Origin of the sequence: Mycolicibacterium chlorophenolicum (assembly GCF_001044235.1) — a bacterium.
GTDB classification, from domain to species: Bacteria; Actinomycetota; Actinomycetes; order Mycobacteriales; family Mycobacteriaceae; genus Mycobacterium; species Mycobacterium chlorophenolicum.
In genome coordinates this window covers 692,544-709,884 of sequence record NZ_JYNL01000069.1, presented here as the reverse complement: position 1 = coordinate 709,884, position 17,341 = coordinate 692,544, and the positions used below count along the sequence as shown (strand labels likewise).

The 17,341-nt window shown below is 66.2% G+C and carries 3 protein-coding genes and 1 pseudogene; 3 read left to right on the top strand and 1 reads right to left on the bottom strand.

The window, feature by feature from the left end:
* Positions 1–9 precede the first annotated feature (9 nt).
* A complete protein-coding gene (locus tag MCHLDSM_RS33215; protein WP_048473924.1) occupies positions 10–1,002 on the top strand; it encodes an LLM class F420-dependent oxidoreductase in 993 nt (330 codons plus the stop codon).
* Positions 1,003–1,244: 242 nt separating this feature from the next.
* Here the strand turns inward: MCHLDSM_RS33215 and MCHLDSM_RS37935 are convergent, their stop codons facing one another.
* Complete coding sequence (locus MCHLDSM_RS37935; protein ID WP_131722718.1) at positions 1,245–1,460, bottom strand: hypothetical protein; 216 nt, start codon at positions 1,458–1,460, stop codon at positions 1,245–1,247.
* Between the two features lie 182 nt (positions 1,461–1,642).
* On the opposite strand from MCHLDSM_RS37935, the pseudogene MCHLDSM_RS40600 reads away from it, so the two are divergent.
* Positions 1,643–5,105: pseudogene (locus MCHLDSM_RS40600) on the top strand (Ig-like domain-containing protein); the annotation flags it as partial.
* Positions 5,106–5,219: 114 nt separating this feature from the next.
* Positions 5,220–17,341: beta strand repeat-containing protein (locus MCHLDSM_RS38695; RefSeq protein ID WP_412178268.1), on the top strand; the 12,122-nt coding region annotated here is incomplete at its 3' end.

The following is a 17,341-nucleotide window of genomic DNA, read 5'->3' as shown; positions in this document are numbered from 1 at the left end:
GTCGAGGTCATGCGCTTCGGACTGTTCATCCCGCAAGGCTGGCGACTCGATCTGGTCGGAATCGACCCCGGTGAGCAGTGGGGGGTGATGCGCGACCTGGCGTCCTACGCCGACGACGGCGGGATCTGGGACTCCCTGTGGGTATACGACCACTTCCACACCGTTCCCATGCCGACCAAGGAGGCAACGCACGAGGCGTGGTCGCTGATGGCTGCCTACGCCGCGACTACGTCGCGTATCAAGCTGGGGCAGATGTGTACCGCGATGAGTTACCGCAACCCGGTGTACCTGGCCAAGGTCGCCGCGACCTGCGACCTCATCTCCGGTGGTCGAATTCAGATGGGCATCGGTGGCGGTTGGTACGAACACGAGTGGCGGGCATACGGATACGGGTTTCCCTCGGCCGGCGTCCGGCTGGCCCGCCTCGACGAGGGCGTCCAGATCATGGGAGACGCGTGGCGAGAGGGCGTCGTCAGTTTCGAGGGCAAGCACTATCAGGTGGACGGGGCCATCGTCGAGCCGCGACCTCTGCAGAAGGGCGGTATCCCGCTGTGGGTCGCCGGTGGTGGTGAGAAAGTCACCCTGCGTATCGCGGCGAAGTACGCCCAGTACACCAATTTCACGTCGGAGCCGGAGGGCTTCGCCCACAAATCGCAGGTGCTCGCCGCCCATTGCCGCGACGTCGGCACCGACTTCGGGGCCATCGTTCGGTCGGCCAACATCAACGTCGTCGTGGGCTCGAGCGAGGCCGACGTCCAGGACCGCCTGAACGGTGTGCGATCGCGAATCCGGGCGCTGACGGGCGACGCGGCAGCCGACGCGATGCTGAACTCGATGAGCTCGCCGGCGGCCGGCAGTGGTACCCCTGAGCAAATCATCGAAGCATTGCAGAAGCTGCGTGACCTCGGCTGCGACTACATCATCTGCTACTTCCCGGAGGCCGCGTACGACCGCTCGGGTGTCGAAGCGTTCGAGAAAGAAATCATCCCCGCACTGAGCTGACGTCAGCGCGGTCGCGATGTGCCGCGCGACGCTCCGCAAATGGCTCCGAGGCGCGTGCCTGCGTCAAGGCCTCAGACGTGTCGCGCGGATCGACGGCAAGCCGGCATCGCGATCGATGGGCCTGCGCGACTCGCAGGCGTTCCTCAGCTACGCGCTGGTCAGCCCGCCGTGGTAGATCAAGCAACAGTGGGTGAGCGCGCAGAGATGCAGATGGTCAGCCACCTTCCTGACTGTCTGTTCGATCATGCGGTATCGGCGATGGTTCGCTGACAAGGACGGAAGTGGTCGGCAGCGCGCGCTTTCGCTCCCTTCTCACGAATAATTTTTCGCCAACGCCGATTCGTCTCCTGGCGCCTTTCCAGTGTGTGATCTGGGAACTTGCCAGCAATCTCGAACGCCACCCGACTGCCATTATTTGCGGCCGCAAATATTTGCCGCAATCCCGTGATCTTGATCACCCTTGTGACCTACCCTCTTCCTAGCTGAGCGTTCATTACCGAACTCGCGCGTGCGTTCAGCTAACCAGCATGAGTCAGATAGTTGTCGGGGGCGGCGATGGTTCTGCGATTGCTCGCGCACGCGCGAGGCGGGTTGACTTCTGTCCAGACATCGCCTGTTGCTGCTCGTGCTGCATTTCACCATGTGCGTAGAAACCCGGGGGGGACCAGCACGCAGCAAATGGAGGACCGGTATGTGTGCAACCCCCGCCCGTCATCGCGCCGCCCGCAAGGACAGCGCGTGCCCTGAACAGGATTTCTGGGCGGCCAGGCACCTGCTGGGCGGCGCCTCCACCAAACATGCGCGCAGGGTCGCGCCGAAGTACGGCCTGCCGATCGGCAGGGTGGGGGCGCTCGCTGTCTCGCTGGGGGTCGGGTTCGCGATCGCGCACGCGTCGGGCATCGCGTACGCCGACACCGAGTCATCGGCCACCTCGTCGGGGCCGAAGTCCGACAACGACACCGGCGCCGGGCCGGGAGGTGCCGACACCTCCACGCGCACGAGTTCCGATGACGCGGACTCCACCGACAGGCGCGACGCACAGACCTCCTCCAGAGGGGAGCAATCCGACACCGATCACACCGGGACAGCCGGGCACGATGACACGGACGCTGCAGACGAAGCGGGCGACCCGGACACCGGGTCCCCGGCCGACACCAGCGAGCCGTCGGAAGAGTCGGTCACCGACTCCGACGCCGAAAGCAGCGAGTCGACGGATGATTCGGTCACCGACGCCCCGGTCACCGAATCTCCCGTCGTCGAAACGCCGAGCACCGAGTCGGACGACGGGGGGCATCCAGATGTCAGCCCGTCGGTACCGACCGCACCGTCCGGTGCCCCCGATCGCGCCACGTCGGTCGGCGACGCAGCCGCGTCCGGGCCGGAGCCCGACGCGGTGTCGGAGGGCGTCTCCGCCCCGACGGACGACGACCCCGCCGAACCTGGCCTCACGGCCTCGGCTCGCGGCACGCAGGACGAGGACCCCGGGCTGAGCGATGCGCATCCGGTGCTGATGACGCTGACACCGGCACGGGCCGCGGCCGTCCCCATGGCCTCGGCGACCCCGGCAGGGGAGAACACAGAGACCGTCAACGTGATGACCGCGCTGGTATCCGGAGTCGTGTCGCCGTTCGTCGACCCGCACGCACCGGCCACCGCGCCATGGTTCGACGCGCTCCTGGCGTGGGTTCGCCGGCAGATCGTTCACACCTTCTTCAACGAGTCACCGGTCTACGGCCCGATCGACAGCCACCAGATCGTGACCGGCCAGGTGCTCGTCGATCTGCACGCCTACGACCCCAACGGCGACCCATTGAAATACACGATCGTGCAGCCGGCGCACGGCCTGGTCTTCCGGGATCCGGTGACCGGCCAGTTCGTCTACACGCCGACATCGGTCGTCACCGGAACCCCGCTGCAGGACAGCTTCAAGGTCGTCATCAGCGACGGCACGGAGCACTTGCGGGGCCCGATCGGCAGGGTGGAAGCGATCTTTCACGCACTCGCCCGGCTGATCGGCATCGCCGAGCGTGACGATGTCACCGTCACCGTGCCTGTCACCGTCACCCCGATCGTTCAACTGCCGCCCGTCGTGGTGACCACCGGCGCTGCGACCTACATCGTCGGGTCCAACCCGGTCAAGGTGCTGTCCACGGCGGTCATCACCGATCCCGACTCGCCGAAGCTGTCGTCGGCCGCCGTGACGCTCACGAACGGTCAGAGCGGCGACGTGCTCGGTTACACAGCACCGCTGGGGAATCCGGTCATCGCCCAGTGGGACGCCGCAACGAAGACATTGAGGCTCTCCGGATCAGCCACCCTTGCTCAGTACGAAGCTGCCCTGAAAGCAGTGTCCTTCTCCACGACGCAAGGTGGTGTGCCCCGCATCGCCTCGATCAGCGTCAAGGACGAGAGCGGAGTGCAAAGCCTCGTGTCGGGGCTTGCGTCCATCGTCGTACTCGCCATTCCGCCGCTCCTCGTGGTCGCTCCCTTGGCGATCGGCACAGCCGGAAGCGCGGTGCGCGTCTCGCCGATCGTGTCGATCACCGACCTCGATTCGCAGACGATGTCCTCAGCCACGGTAGCCGTGAAGGACGCAACAGTCGGAGATGTGCTCGGGTACGGTTCCCTCCCTTCAGGCATCACCGCGACCGTGGGCAGCGGATCAGTGACCTTCACCGGGCTGGCGTCCGTGGCGGCGTATCAGCAAGTGCTGCAGTCCGTGACGCTGACATCGCCCAACGTCGGCATCAAGACCGTGACGTTCACCCTGATCGACGACCAGGGGGAGACGAGCATCCCCGTGAGCACGGCAGTCACCTTCGTCGGGCTCCCCGTCGCGGCGCCACCTCTCATCGTCACAGCGCCCGTCGCGGTCGGCACGACGGGCAGTCCGGTGACGGTGTCGCCGGTGGTGGTGATCACCGACATCGATTCGACGCAGCTGTCCTCGGCGACGGTGAGTGCGTCCGGCGGATCGTTGAGCTACGGGACGCTGCCCAGCGGGGTAACGGCGACAGCGGGTGCGGGGTCGGTGACGTTCACCGGTGCGGCGTCGGTAGCGGCGTATCAACAACTGCTGCAGTCGGTCACGCTCACGAGCAGCCAGGTCGGCATCAACTCGGTTGCCTTCACCGTTACCGACAACCAGGGTGGCAGCAGCGTGCCCGCGGTGACCGTGGTGACTGCCGTGGGACTCCCTGCGGCCATCGCCCCGCTGGTGGTCGTGACACCGGTGGCGGCGGGGACGTCGGGTAGCGCGGTGACGGTGTCGCCGGTGGTGGTGATCACCGATATCGATTCGACGCAGCTGTCCTCGGCGACGGTGAGTGCGTCCGGCGGATCGTTGAGCTACGGGACGCTGCCCAGCGGGGTAACGGCGACAGCGGGTGCGGGGTCGGTGACGTTCACCGGTGCGGCGTCGGTAGCGGCGTATCAACAACTGCTGCAGTCGGTCACGCTCACGAGCAGCCAGGTCGGCATCAACTCGGTTGCCTTCACCGTTACCGACAACCAGGGTGGCAGCAGCGTGCCCGCGGTGACCGTGGTGACTGCCGTGGGACTCCCTGCGGCCATCGCCCCGCTGGTGGTCGTGACACCGGTGGCGGCGGGGACGTCGGGTAGCGCGGTGACGGTGTCGCCGGTGGTGGTGATCACCGATATCGATTCGACGCAGCTGTCCTCGGCGACGGTGAGTGCGTCGGGCGGATCACTGAGCTATGGGACGCTGCCCAGTGGGGTGACGACGACGCCGGGTGCGGGGTCGGTGACGTTCACCGGCACCGCGTCGGTGGCGGCGTATCAACAACTGCTGCAGTCGATCACGGTCACCTCGTCTTCGGCAGCGATCGAGACAGTGACGTTCACCGTCACCGATGACCAGGGTCAGAGCAGTCTTCCGGTGGCTACTGCGGTGACGGTGCTCGGGTTGCCGGTGGCGGTGCCGCCGTTGGTGGTGGTGGCGCCGGTGGCGGCGGGGACGTCGGGTAGCGCGGTGACGGTGTCGCCGGTGGTGGTGATCACCGATATCGATTCGACGCAGCTGTCCTCGGCGACCGTGAGCGCGTCGGGCGGATCGTTGAGCTATGGGACGCTGCCCAGTGGGGNTGTCGATGCGGCAGGACTCGAGGAGCTCGGCGGTGAGTTTCTCGGTGCCGCCGTTGGTGGTGGTGGCGCCGGTGGCGGCGGGGACGTCGGGTAGCGCGGTGACGGTGTCGCCGGTGGTGGTGATCACCGATATCGATTCGACGCAGCTGTCCTCGGCGACCGTGAGTGCGTCGGGCGGATCGTTGAGCTATGGGACGCTGCCCAGTGGGGTGACGACGACGCCGGGTGCGGGGTCGGTGACGTTCACCGGCGCGGCGTCGGTGGCGGCGTATCAGCAACTGCTGCAGTCGGTCACGTTGACCTCGCCCAGTGCGGGGATTGTGACGGTGTCGTTCACCGTGACCGATGACCAGGGTCAGAGCGGTCTTCCGGTGGCTACTGCGGTGACGGTGCTCGGGTTGCCCGTGGCGGCGGCGCCATTGGTAGTGACCGCGCCGGTCGCGGCCGGCACCGCTGGAAGCGCGGCCACCGTCAGTCCAGTTGTGGTGATCACCGACATCGATTCCACCCAACTCGCCTCGGCGACGGTGACTACCTCGAGCGGATCACTGAGCTATGGGGCGCTGCCCAGCGGGGTGACGGCGACGCCGGGTGCGGGGTCGGTGATGTTCACGGGCGTGACGTCGGTGGCAGCGTATCAGCAACTGCTGCAATCAATCACGTTGACCTCGCCGAGTGCGGGGATCGCGACGGTATCGTTCACTGTCACTGATGATCAGGGTCAGTCGAGTGTGCCGGCGTCCACGATTGTGACCGTGGTGGGGTTGCCGGTTGCGGCGGCACCACTCATCGTGACGGCCCCTGTGGCGGCGGGCGCGTCGGGCAGCCCGGTCACCGTCAGTCCAGTTGTGGTGATCACCGACATCGATTCCACCCAACTCTCCTCAGCGACCGTCACCACGTCAGGCGGATCGCTGAGCTATGGGACGCTGCCCAGCGGGGTGACCGCGACGCCGAACGGGAACTCGGTGACGTTCACCGGTGCCGCGTCGGTGGCGGCGTATCAGCAACTACTGCAATCGGTCACGTTGACTTCAGCTTCCCCAGCTATCGCGACGGTGTCGTTCACCCTGACCGATGACCAGGGGCAGTCGAGTGTGCCCGCGACGACGATCGTCACCGTTCTGGGGTTGCCGGTCGCTGCGGCACCACTCATCGTGACGGCCCCTGTGGCGGCAGGCACGTCGGGCAGTCCGGTCACCGTCAGTCCAGTTGTGATGATCACCGATATCGATTCGACGCAGCTGTCGTCGGCGACGGTCAGTGCGTCCGGTGGATCGCTGAGCTATGGGGGGCTGCCCAGCGGGGTGACCGCGACGCCGAGCGGGAACTCGGTGACGTTCACCGGTGCCGCGTCGGTGGCGGCGTATCAGCAACTGCTGCAATCGGTCACGTTGACCTCGCCCAGCGCGGGGATCGCGACGGTATCGTTCACTGTCACTGATGATCAGGGTCAGTCGAGTGTGCCGGCAAGCACGATCGTGACCGTGGTCGGGTTGCCGGTCGCGGCAGCGCCACTCATTGTCAGCGCACCCGTGGCGGCAGGCACGTCGGGTAGCGCGGTCACCGTCAGTCCGGTGGTGGTGATCACCGACATCGATTCCACCCAACTCGCCTCGGCGACAGTGACTACCTCGAGCGGATCACTGAGCTATGGGGGGCTGCCCAGCGGGGTGACCGCGACAGCGGGTTCCGGGTCGGTGACGTTCACCGGCACCGCGTCGGTGGCGGCGTATCAACAACTGCTGCAGTCGGTCACGTTGACTTCAGCCACCTCAGCCATCGCGACCGTGTCGTTCACCGTGACCGATGACCAGGGGCAGGTCAGCGTGCCCGCGACCACCATCGTGACCGTGGTCGGGTCGCCCGTCGCCGCTGCACCGTTGGTGGTGGTGGCGCCGGTGGCGGCCGGCCCCACTGGCGGCTCCGTGACGGTATCGCCGGTGGTGGCGATCACCGACATCGATTCCACCCAACTCGCCTCGGCGACCGTCACTACCTCGAGCGGATCACTGAGCTATGGGGCGCTGCCCAGCGGGGTGACCGCGACAGCGGGTTCCGGGTCGGTCACGTTCACCGGTGCGGCGTCGGTGGCGGCGTATCAGCAACTGCTGCAGTCGGTCACGTTGACTTCAGCCACCTCAGCCATCGCGACCGTGTCGTTCACCGTGACCGATGACCAGGGGCAGGTCAGCGTGCCCGCGACCACCATCGTGACCGTGGTCGGGTTGCCCGTCGCCGCTGCACCGTTGGTGGTGGTGGCGCCGGTGGCGGCCGGCCCCACTGGCGGCTCCGTGACGGTATCGCCGGTGGTGGCGATCACCGACATCGATTCCACCCAACTCGCCTCGGCGACCGTCACTACCTCGAGCGGATCACTGAGCTATGGGGCGCTGCCCAGCGGGGTGACCGCGACAGCGGGTTCCGGGTCGGTCACGTTCACCGGTGCGGCGTCGGTGGCGGCGTATCAGCAACTGCTGCAGTCGGTCACGTTGACTTCAGCCACCTCAGCCATCGCGACCGTGTCGTTCACCGTGACCGATGACCAGGGGCAGGTCAGCGTGCCCGCGACCACCATCGTGACCGTGGTCGGGTCGCCCGTCGCCGCTGCACCGTTGGTGGTGGTGGCGCCGGTGGCGGCCGGCCCCACTGGCGGCTCCGTGACGGTATCGCCGGTGGTGGCGATCACCGACATCGATTCCACCCAACTCGCCTCGGCGACCGTCACTACCTCGAGCGGATCACTGAGCTATGGGGCGCTGCCCAGCGGGGTGACCGCGACAGCGGGTTCCGGGTCGGTCACGTTCACCGGTGCGGCGTCGGTGGCGGCGTATCAGCAACTGCTGCAGTCGGTCACGTTGACTTCAGCCACCTCAGCCATCGCGACCGTGTCGTTCACCGTGACCGATGACCAGGGGCAGGTCAGCGTGCCCGCGACCACCATCGTGACCGTGGTCGGGTCGCCCGTCGCCGCTGCACCGTTGGTGGTGGTGGCGCCGGTGGCGGCCGGCCCCACTGGCGGCTCCGTGACGGTATCGCCGGTGGTGGCGATCACCGACATCGATTCCACCCAACTCGCCTCGGCGACCGTCACTACCTCGAGCGGATCACTGAGCTATGGGGCGCTGCCCAGCGGGGTGACCGCGACGGCGGGTTCCGGGTCGGTCACGTTCACCGGTGCGGCGTCGGTGGCGATGTATCAGCAACTGCTGCAGTCGATCACGGTCACCTCGCCCAGTGCGGGGATTGTGACGGTATCGTTCACCGTCGCCGATGATCAGGGTCAGTCGAGTGTGCCGGCGTCCACGATCGTGACCATGCTGGGGTTGCCGGTGACGGCTGCACCCTTGGTAGTGACCGCGCCGGTCGCGGCCGGCACCGCTGGAAGCGCGGTCACCGCCAGTCCAGTTGTGGCGATCACCGACATCGATTCCACCCAACTCGCCTCGGCGACCGTCACTACGTCAGCCGGATCCCTGAGCTACGGGACGCTGCCCAGCGGGGTAACGGCGACAGCGGGTTCCGGGTCGGTGACGTTCACCGGTGCGGCGTCGGTGGCGGCGTATCAGCAACTGCTGCAATCGGTCGCGTTGACTTCGCCGAGTGCGGGGATCGCGACCGTGTCCTTCACCGTCACTGATGATCAGGGGCAGTCGAGTGTGCCGGCGACGACGATTGTGACCGTGCTGGGGTTGCCGGTGGCGGCCGCACCGTTGGTGGTGGCGGCGCCGGTGGCGGCCGGCACCGCTGGTGCTGCCGTGACGGTGTCGCCCGTCGTCGCCATCACCGACATCGATTCCACCCAACTCGCCTCGGCGACCGTCACTACGTCAGGCGGATCCCTGAGCTACGGGACGCTGCCCAGCGGGGTAACGGCGACAGCGGGTTCCGGGTCGGTGACGTTTACCGGTGCGGCGTCGGTGGCGGCGTATCAGCAACTGCTGCAATCGGTCGCATTGACTTCGCCGAGTGCGGGGATCGCGACCGTGTCGTTCACCGTCACTGATGATCAGGGGCAGGCGAGTGTGCCGGCGACGACGATTGTGACCGTGCTGGGGTTGCCGGTCGCCGCTGCACCGTTGGTGGTGGCGGCGCCGGTGGCGGCCGGCACCGCTGGGAGCGCGGTCACGGTCAGTCCGGTAGTGGTGATCACTGACGTCGATTCGGCGCAGTTGTCGTCGGCGACGGTGACTACGTCGAGCGGGTCTCTGAGCTACGGGACGCTACCCGCCGGAGTTACCGCGACGCCGAGCGGGAACTCAGTGACCTTTACCGGTGGTGCGTCGATCGCTGGATATCAACAACTGCTGCAGTCGGTCACGTTGACTTCAGCTTCCCCAGCTATCGAGACGGTGTCGTTCTCGGTCACTGATGATCAGGGTCAGTCGAGTGTGCCGGCGTCCACGATCGTGACCGTAGTGGGGTTGCCGGTGGCGGCGGCACCACTCATTGTCAGCGCACCCATAGCGACAGGCACGTCGGGTAGCGCGGTCACCGTCAGTCCGGTTGTGCTGATTACCGACATTGATTCCACCCAACTCGGTTTGGCGACCGTCACTACGTCAGGCGGATCGCTGAGCTACGGGACGCTGCCCAGCGGGGTAACGGCGACAGCGGGTTCCGGGTCGGTGACGTTCACCGGTGCGGCGTCGGTGGCGGCGTATCAGCAACTGCTGCAGTCGGTTACCGTGACCTTGGCTGATGCGGGGATCGCGACCGTGTCGTTCACCGTCACTGATGATCAGGGTCAGTCGAGTGTGCCGGCGACGACGATTGTGACCGTGCTGGGGTTGCCGGTGGCGGCCGCACCGTTGGTGGTGGCGGCGCCGGTGGCGGCCGGCACCGCTGGTGCTGCCGTGACGGTGTCGCCCGTCGTCGCCATCACCGACATCGACTCCACCCAACTCGCCTCGGCAACGGTGACTACCTCGAGCGGTTCTCTGAGCTATGGGGCGCTGCCGAGTGGGGTGACGGCGACGGCGGGTTCTGGGTCGGTGACGTTCACCGGTGCCGCGTCAGTGACTGCGTACCAGCAACTGCTGCAATCGGTTACATTGACATCGGCTTCCCCAGCTATCGAGACGGTGTCGTTCTCGGTCACTGATGATCAGGGTCAGTCGAGTGTGCCGGCGTCCACGATTGTGACCGTGGTGGGGTTGCCGGTGGCGGCGGCACCACTCATTGTCAGCGCACCCATAGCGACAGGCACGTCGGGTAGCGCGGTCACCGTCAGTCCGGTTGTGCTGATTACCGACATTGATTCCACCCAACTCGGTTTGGCGACCGTCACTACGTCAGGCGGATCGCTGAGCTACGGGACGCTGCCCAGCGGGGTAACGGCGACAGCGGGTTCCGGGTCGGTGACGTTCACCGGTGCGGCGTCGGTGGCGGCGTATCAGCAACTGCTGCAGTCGGTTACCGTGACCTTGGCTGATGCGGGGATCGCGACCGTGTCGTTCACCGTCACTGATGATCAGGGTCAGTCGAGTGTGCCGGCGACGACGATTGTGACCGTGCTGGGGTTGCCGGTTACGTCGGGTAGCGCGGTCACCGTCAGTCCGGTTGTGCTGATTACCGACATTGATTCCACCCAACTCGGTTTGGCGACCGTCACTACGTCAGGCGGATTCCTGAGCTACGGGACGCTGCCCAGCGGGGTAACGGCGACAGCGGGTTCCGGGTCGGTGACGTTCAGCGGTGCCGCGTCGGTGGCGGCGTATCAGCAACTGCTGCAGTCGGTTACCGTGACCTTGGCTGATGCGGGGATCGCGACCGTGTCCTTCACCGTCACTGATGATCAGGGGCAGTCGAGTGTGCCGGCGTCCACGATTGTGACCGTGGTGGGGTTGCCGGTGGCGGCGGCACCACTCATTGTCAGCGCGCCCGTGACGGCGGGCACGTCGGGCAGCGCGGTCACGGTCAGTCCGGTGGTGGTGATCACCGATATCGATTCCACCCAACTCGCCTCGGCAACGGTAGCTACTTCGAGCGGAGCGTTGAGCTATGGGACACTACCCGGCGGTGTAACCGCGACGCCGGGTGGGAGCTCGGTGACGTTCACCGGTGCCGCGTCGGTGTCGGTGTATCAGCAACTGCTGCAATCGGTCACGTTGACCTCGCCGAGTGCGGGGATTGTGACCGTGTCGTTCATTGTCACTGATGATCAGGGTCAGTCGAGTGTGCCGGCATCCACGATCGTGACGGTGCTGGGGTTGCCGGTGGCGGCTGCACCGCTGGTGGTCACCGCGCCGGTGGCGGCCGGCACCGCTGGTGGTGCCGTGACGGTGTCGCCCGTCGTTGCCATCACCGATATCGACTCCACTCAACTCGCCTCGGCGACCGTCACTACGTCGGGCGGATCGTTGAGCTACGGGACGCTGCCCAGCGGGGTGACCGCGACGCCGAGCGGGAACTCGGTGACGTTCACCGGTGCCGCGTCGGTGTCGGTGTATCAGCAACTGCTGCAATTGGTCACGTTGACGTCGGCTTCCCCAGCTATCGCGACCGTGTCGTTCTCGGTCACTGATGATCAGGGGCAGTCGAGTGTGCCGGCGTCCACGATCGTGACCGTAGTGGGGTTGCCGGTGGCGGCAGCGCCACTCATCGTGGCGGCCCCAGCGGCGGCGGGCACGTCGGGTAGTCCGGTCACGGTCAGCCCCGCCGTGTCGATCACCGATATCGATTCCACCCAGCTGGCGTCGGCGACCGTCAGCGCGTCGGGCGGATCGTTGAGCTATGGGACGCTGCCCAGTGGAGTTAGCGCAACGGTGAGCGGAAGCTCGGTCACGTTCACGGGTGGCGCCTCAATTGCGTCCTACCAGCAGTTGCTCCAGTCCGTCACCTTCACGTCACCGGACGCGCGGATTGCTACCGTCACATTCACCGTCACCGACGACCGTGGCCAGACCAGCGTCCCGTCCACCACCGTGGTCACAGTTGTCGGTCTGGCTGTAGCGGTTCCACCATTAGTGGTTGTCGCGCCCGTCGCGGCGGGAACGGCGGGGGTTGCGGTGACCGTATCGCCCGCGGTAGTGATCACCGACATCGATTCCGACGAATTGAGTTCCGCGACAATCCATATTGAGGATCCCGCTGCTGGGGACACGCTCGGATACGGGACCCTGCCAAGCGGGGTGACAGCCACACCCGGCACTGGCTCGGTGATGTTCACGGGGTTGGCGTCGGTAACGACATATCAGCAACTGTTGCAAACGATCACCTTGACCTCATCAAGCACCGGCATCAAGACCGTCCTGTTCACGGTCACCGACGACCAGGGAGGCAGCTCAGTCCCCACCGGCACCGCCGTGACAGTCTTGGGGCTGCCACCGGCAGTCGCGCCTCTGGTGGTGACGGCGCCCATCGCGGCCGGCGTCACCGGGAGTGCAGTCGCGGTGTCGCCGGTGGTGGTGGTCACCGATCTCGACTCCGCTCAGATGTCCTCGGCGACAGTGAGTGCGTCAGGTATCGCAGGCTTGTCGCTCGGGTACGGAGCTTTGCCCGACGGAGTGACTGCCGCGCAGGGACCAGGCTCGGTTACCTTCAGCGGTGCGGCGTCGATCGCGGCCTATCAGCAGCTCTTGCAATCCGTCACGTTGACCTCGACGACCACCGGAATCGCAACACTGACATTCACGATCACCGATGAACTGGGCGAAGTCAGCTCGCCTGCCAACACGATCGTCACGGTGCTTGCTGCGCCTGCCGCCGTCGCACCACTGGTGGTGACCGCTCCGCTCGCGTCGGGGACGGCCGGTAGTTCCGTAGTCGTGTCACCGGTGGTGCTCATCACTGACATCGACTCGCCGCAGCTGGCATCGGCCACGGTGAGCGTCTCGGGTGGCGCCGGCGGAATCCTTGCGTGGGACCCGCTGCCCAACGGCGTGACCGCGACGCTCGGCGCCAACTCCGTGACCTTCACCGGAGCTGCGACGGTGGCGGCGTATCAGCAGTTGCTGCAGTCGGTTACGTTGACGGTGCCCAACGCCGCAATAGTGACAGTGTCCTTCAGCGTCACCGATGATCAGGGCCAGTCCAGTACGCCGGGGACGACGATCGTGACGTTGGTGGGGCTGCCGGTGGCAGCCGCACCGCTGGTGGTGACGGCACCGACGGCGATCGGCACCACAGGCACCGCGACGACCGTGTCACCGATCGTCGCCATCACCGATATCGACTCGACGCATATGTCCTCGGCGACAGTGACCACTGACACGCCAGGGTTCACTCTTGGCTACGGTCCTCTGCCTCAGGGCATTACGGCGACATCCGCACTGGGCTCGGTCACCTTCACCGGCGCAGCCTCTGTTGATGCGTATGAGCAGTTGCTCCAGTCGGTCACTGTGACGTCGGTCGACAGCGGGATTGCGAGCGTGTCGTTCGGAGTGACCGATGCTCAGGGCGTGAGCAGTCTACTTGCGACGACCATCGTGACGATGTTGGGTGTGGCCTTGGCCGCAGCTCCGCTGGTGGTGACAGCCCCGACTGCCGCTGGAACGAAGGGCAGCGCCATCGCCGTCAGCCCAGCAGTGGTGATCACCGATATCGATTCGACGGACCTGGCGTCGGCCACAGTCAGTGTGTCGGCCGGAGCGGGTGTCTCGCTGAACTACGGAACGCTACCCAACGGCGTGACGGCGACTCCCAGCGCGAATTCGGTGACGTTCACGGGTGTGGCATCGGTGACGGCGTATGAGCAACTGCTGCAGTCGGTCACGTTGACCTCTCCGAGTGTGGGGATTGTGTCCGTGTCGTTCACGGTCACCGATGACCAGGGTCAGGCCAGTGTTCCGTCGACCACGGTGGTGACGGTGTTGGGTCTGCCGGTTGCGGCTGCGCCGCTCGTGGTCCTGGCGCCGGTGGCTGCCGGCACGGCCGGTGGTCCGGTGACGGTGTCGCCGGTCGTCAGCATCACTGACATCGATTCCACCCAGTTGGCTTCCGCCACCGTGACCAGTTCAGGCGGATCCTTGAATTACGGTGCGCTGCCTATTGGGGTGACCGCGACAGCGGGTGCGAATTCGGTGACGTTCACGGGTGCGGCATCGGTGACGACGTATGAGCAACTGCTGCAGTCGATCACGCTGACTTCATCCGACGCGGGGATCACGACGGTGTCGTTCACGGTCACTGATGACCAGGGTCAGGCCAGTGTTCCGTCGGCCACGGTCGTCACTGTGCTTGCGTCTCCGGTGGCAGCTGCACCGCTGGTGGTCACCGCGCCTGTCGCAGCCGGTACCGCCGGCAGCGCGGTGACGGTGTCGTCCGTCGTCGTGATCACCGACATCGATTCCACCCAGTTGGCTTCCGCCACCGTGACCAGTTCAGGCGGATCCCTGAACTACGGGACGCTGCCCAGCGGGGTGACGGCGACGCCCGGTGCCAACTCGGTGACGTTTACCGGACCAGCTTCCGTGGCGGCGTATCAGCAACTGCTGCAATCAGTCACGCTCACTTCGTCGAGTACGACCATTGTGACGGTGACGTTCACAGTGGCCGACGATCAGGGGCAATCCAGCGCCCCATCTGCGACAGCGGTGACTGTTCTGGGTGTGCCGGTGGCGGTCGCGCCGTTGGTGGTGACGGCACCGACCGCAGCGGGCTCTACCGGTGGTGCAATCACCGTGAGCCCGGTAGTGGTGATCACTGATGTGGATTCGACGCAGTTGGCCTCGGCCACGGTGTCTGTCAGTGGCACGGGTGTTTTGGGGTACGGGACCTTGCCGTCGGGTGTGACGGCGACGCCTGATGCGAATTCGGTGACGTTCACTGGTGCTGCGTCGGTGGCGGCGTATGAGCAGTTGTTGCAGTCGGTCACGCTGACCTCGAGTGCTGCAGGCATCACGACCGTGACATTCACGGTGACTGACGATCAGGGCCAGGCCAGTGTGCCGGCGGCGACCGTGGTGACGGTGTTGGGTGTGCCGGTGGCGGTTGCGCCGTTGGTGGTGACGGCGCCGACTGCGGCGGGCGCGACAGGCACTCCGGTGACGGTGTCGCCGGTGGTGGTGGTCACTGATGTGGATTCGACGCAGTTGGCCTCGGCTACGGTGTCTGTCACTGGCTCGGGGGTGTTGGGCTACGGAACCTTGCCGTCGGGTGTGACTGCGACACCGGGTACAAACTCGGTGACCTTCACCGGTCCTGCGTCGGTGGCGGCGTATCAGCAGTTGCTGCAGTCGATCACTCTGACCTCCAGCACTACCGGCATCAACACAGTCACCTTCACGGTGACCGATGACCAGGGTCAGAGCAGTGTGCCGGCGACGACGGTGGTCACCGTGCTGGGTGTGCCGGTCGCGATCGCGCCGTTGGTGGTGACGGCGCCGACCGCGGCGGGCTCTACCGGTGGTGTGGTCACCGTGAGCCCGGTAGTGGTGATCACCGATGTCGATTCAACAGAGCTGGCCTCGGCCACGGTGTCTGTCGATGGCACCGGTGTTCTGGGGTATGGCACCTTGCCGTCCGGTGTGATCGCGACCGCGGGCTCTGGATCGGTGACGTTCACTGGTGCTGCGTCGGTGGCGGCGTATCAGCAGTTGCTGCAGTCGATCACGCTGGCCTCCAGTGCTGCAGGCATCACGACCGTGACGTTCACGGTGACTGACGATCAGGGCGAGAGCAGTGTGCCGGCGGCGACCGTGGTGACGGTGTTGGGTGTGCCGGTCGCGGTTGCGCCGTTGGTGGTGACGGCGCCGACCGCAGCGGGCTCTACCGGTGGTGCGGTCACCGTGAGCCCGGTGGTGGTGATCACTGATGTGGATTCGACCCAGTTGGTTTCGGCCACGGTGTCTGTCACCGGCACCGGTGTTCTGGGGTATGGCGCCCTGCCGTCCGGAGTGACTGCAACACCGGGTACGAACTCGGTGACCTTCACCGGTGCTGCGTCGGTGGCGGCGTATCAACAGCTGCTGCAGTCGATCACACTGACCTCAAGCAGCACCGGCATCAACACCGTCACGTTCACCGTGACTGACGATCAGGGCCAAGCCAGTGTCCCGGCGACGACGGCGGTCACGGTCTTGGGTGTGCCGGTCGCGTTGGCGCCGCTGGTCGTGACGGCCCCGACCGCAACGGGCACGGCAGGCACCCCGGTGACCGTGAGCCTGGTCGTCGTGATCACCGATGTGGACTCGACGCAGTTGGCCTCGGCCACGGTGACTGTCGATGGCGCGGGGGTATTGGACTACGGCACCTTGCCGTCCGGTGTGATCGCGACCGCGGGCGCTGGATCGGTGACGTTCACTGGTGCTGCCTCGGTGGCTGCGTACGAGCAGCTGTTGCAGTCGATCACACTGACCTCCAGCAGCACCGGCATCAACACCGTCACGTTCACCGTGACTGACGATCAGGGCCAAACCAGTGTCCCGGCGACGACGGCCGTCACCGTGCTGGGTGTGCCGGTCGCGATCGCGCCGCTGGTCGTGACAACCCCGACCGCAACGGGCACGACAGGCACCCCGGTGACCGTGAGCCCGGTCGTCGTGATCACCGATGTGGACTCGACGCAGTTGGCCTCGGCCACGGTGACTGTCGATGGCGCGGGGGTATTGGACTACGGCACCCTGCCGTCCGGTGTGATCGCGACCGCGGGCGCTGGATCGGTGACGTTCACTGGTGCTGCCTCGGTGGCGGCGTATCAGCAGCTGTTGCAGTCGATCACGCTCACCTCGAGTGCTGCAGGCATCACGACCGTGACGTTCACGGTGACCGATGATCAGGGCCAAACCAGTGTGCCGGCGGCGACGGCCGTCACCGTGCTGGGTGTGCCGGTCGCGATCGCGCCGCTGGTCGTGACAACCCCGACCGCAACGGGCACGACAGGCACCCCGGTGACCGTGAGCCCGGTCGTCGTGATCACCGATGTGGACTCGACGCAGTTGGCCTCGGCCACGGTGACTGTCGATGGCGCGGGGGTATTGGACTACGGCACCCTGCCGTCCGGTGTGATCGCGACCGCGGGCGCTGGATCGGTGACGTTCACTGGTGCTGCCTCGGTGGCGGCGTATCAGCAGCTGTTGCAGTCGATCACGCTCACCTCGAGTGCTGCAGGCATCACGACCGTGACGTTCACGGTGACCGATGATCAGGGCCAAACCAGTGTGCCGGCGGCGACGGCCGTCACCGTGCTGGGTGTGCCGGTCGCGATCGCGCCGCTGGTCGTGACAACCCCGACCGCAACGGGCACGACAGGCACCCCGGTGACCGTGAGCCCGGTCGTCGTGATCACCGATGT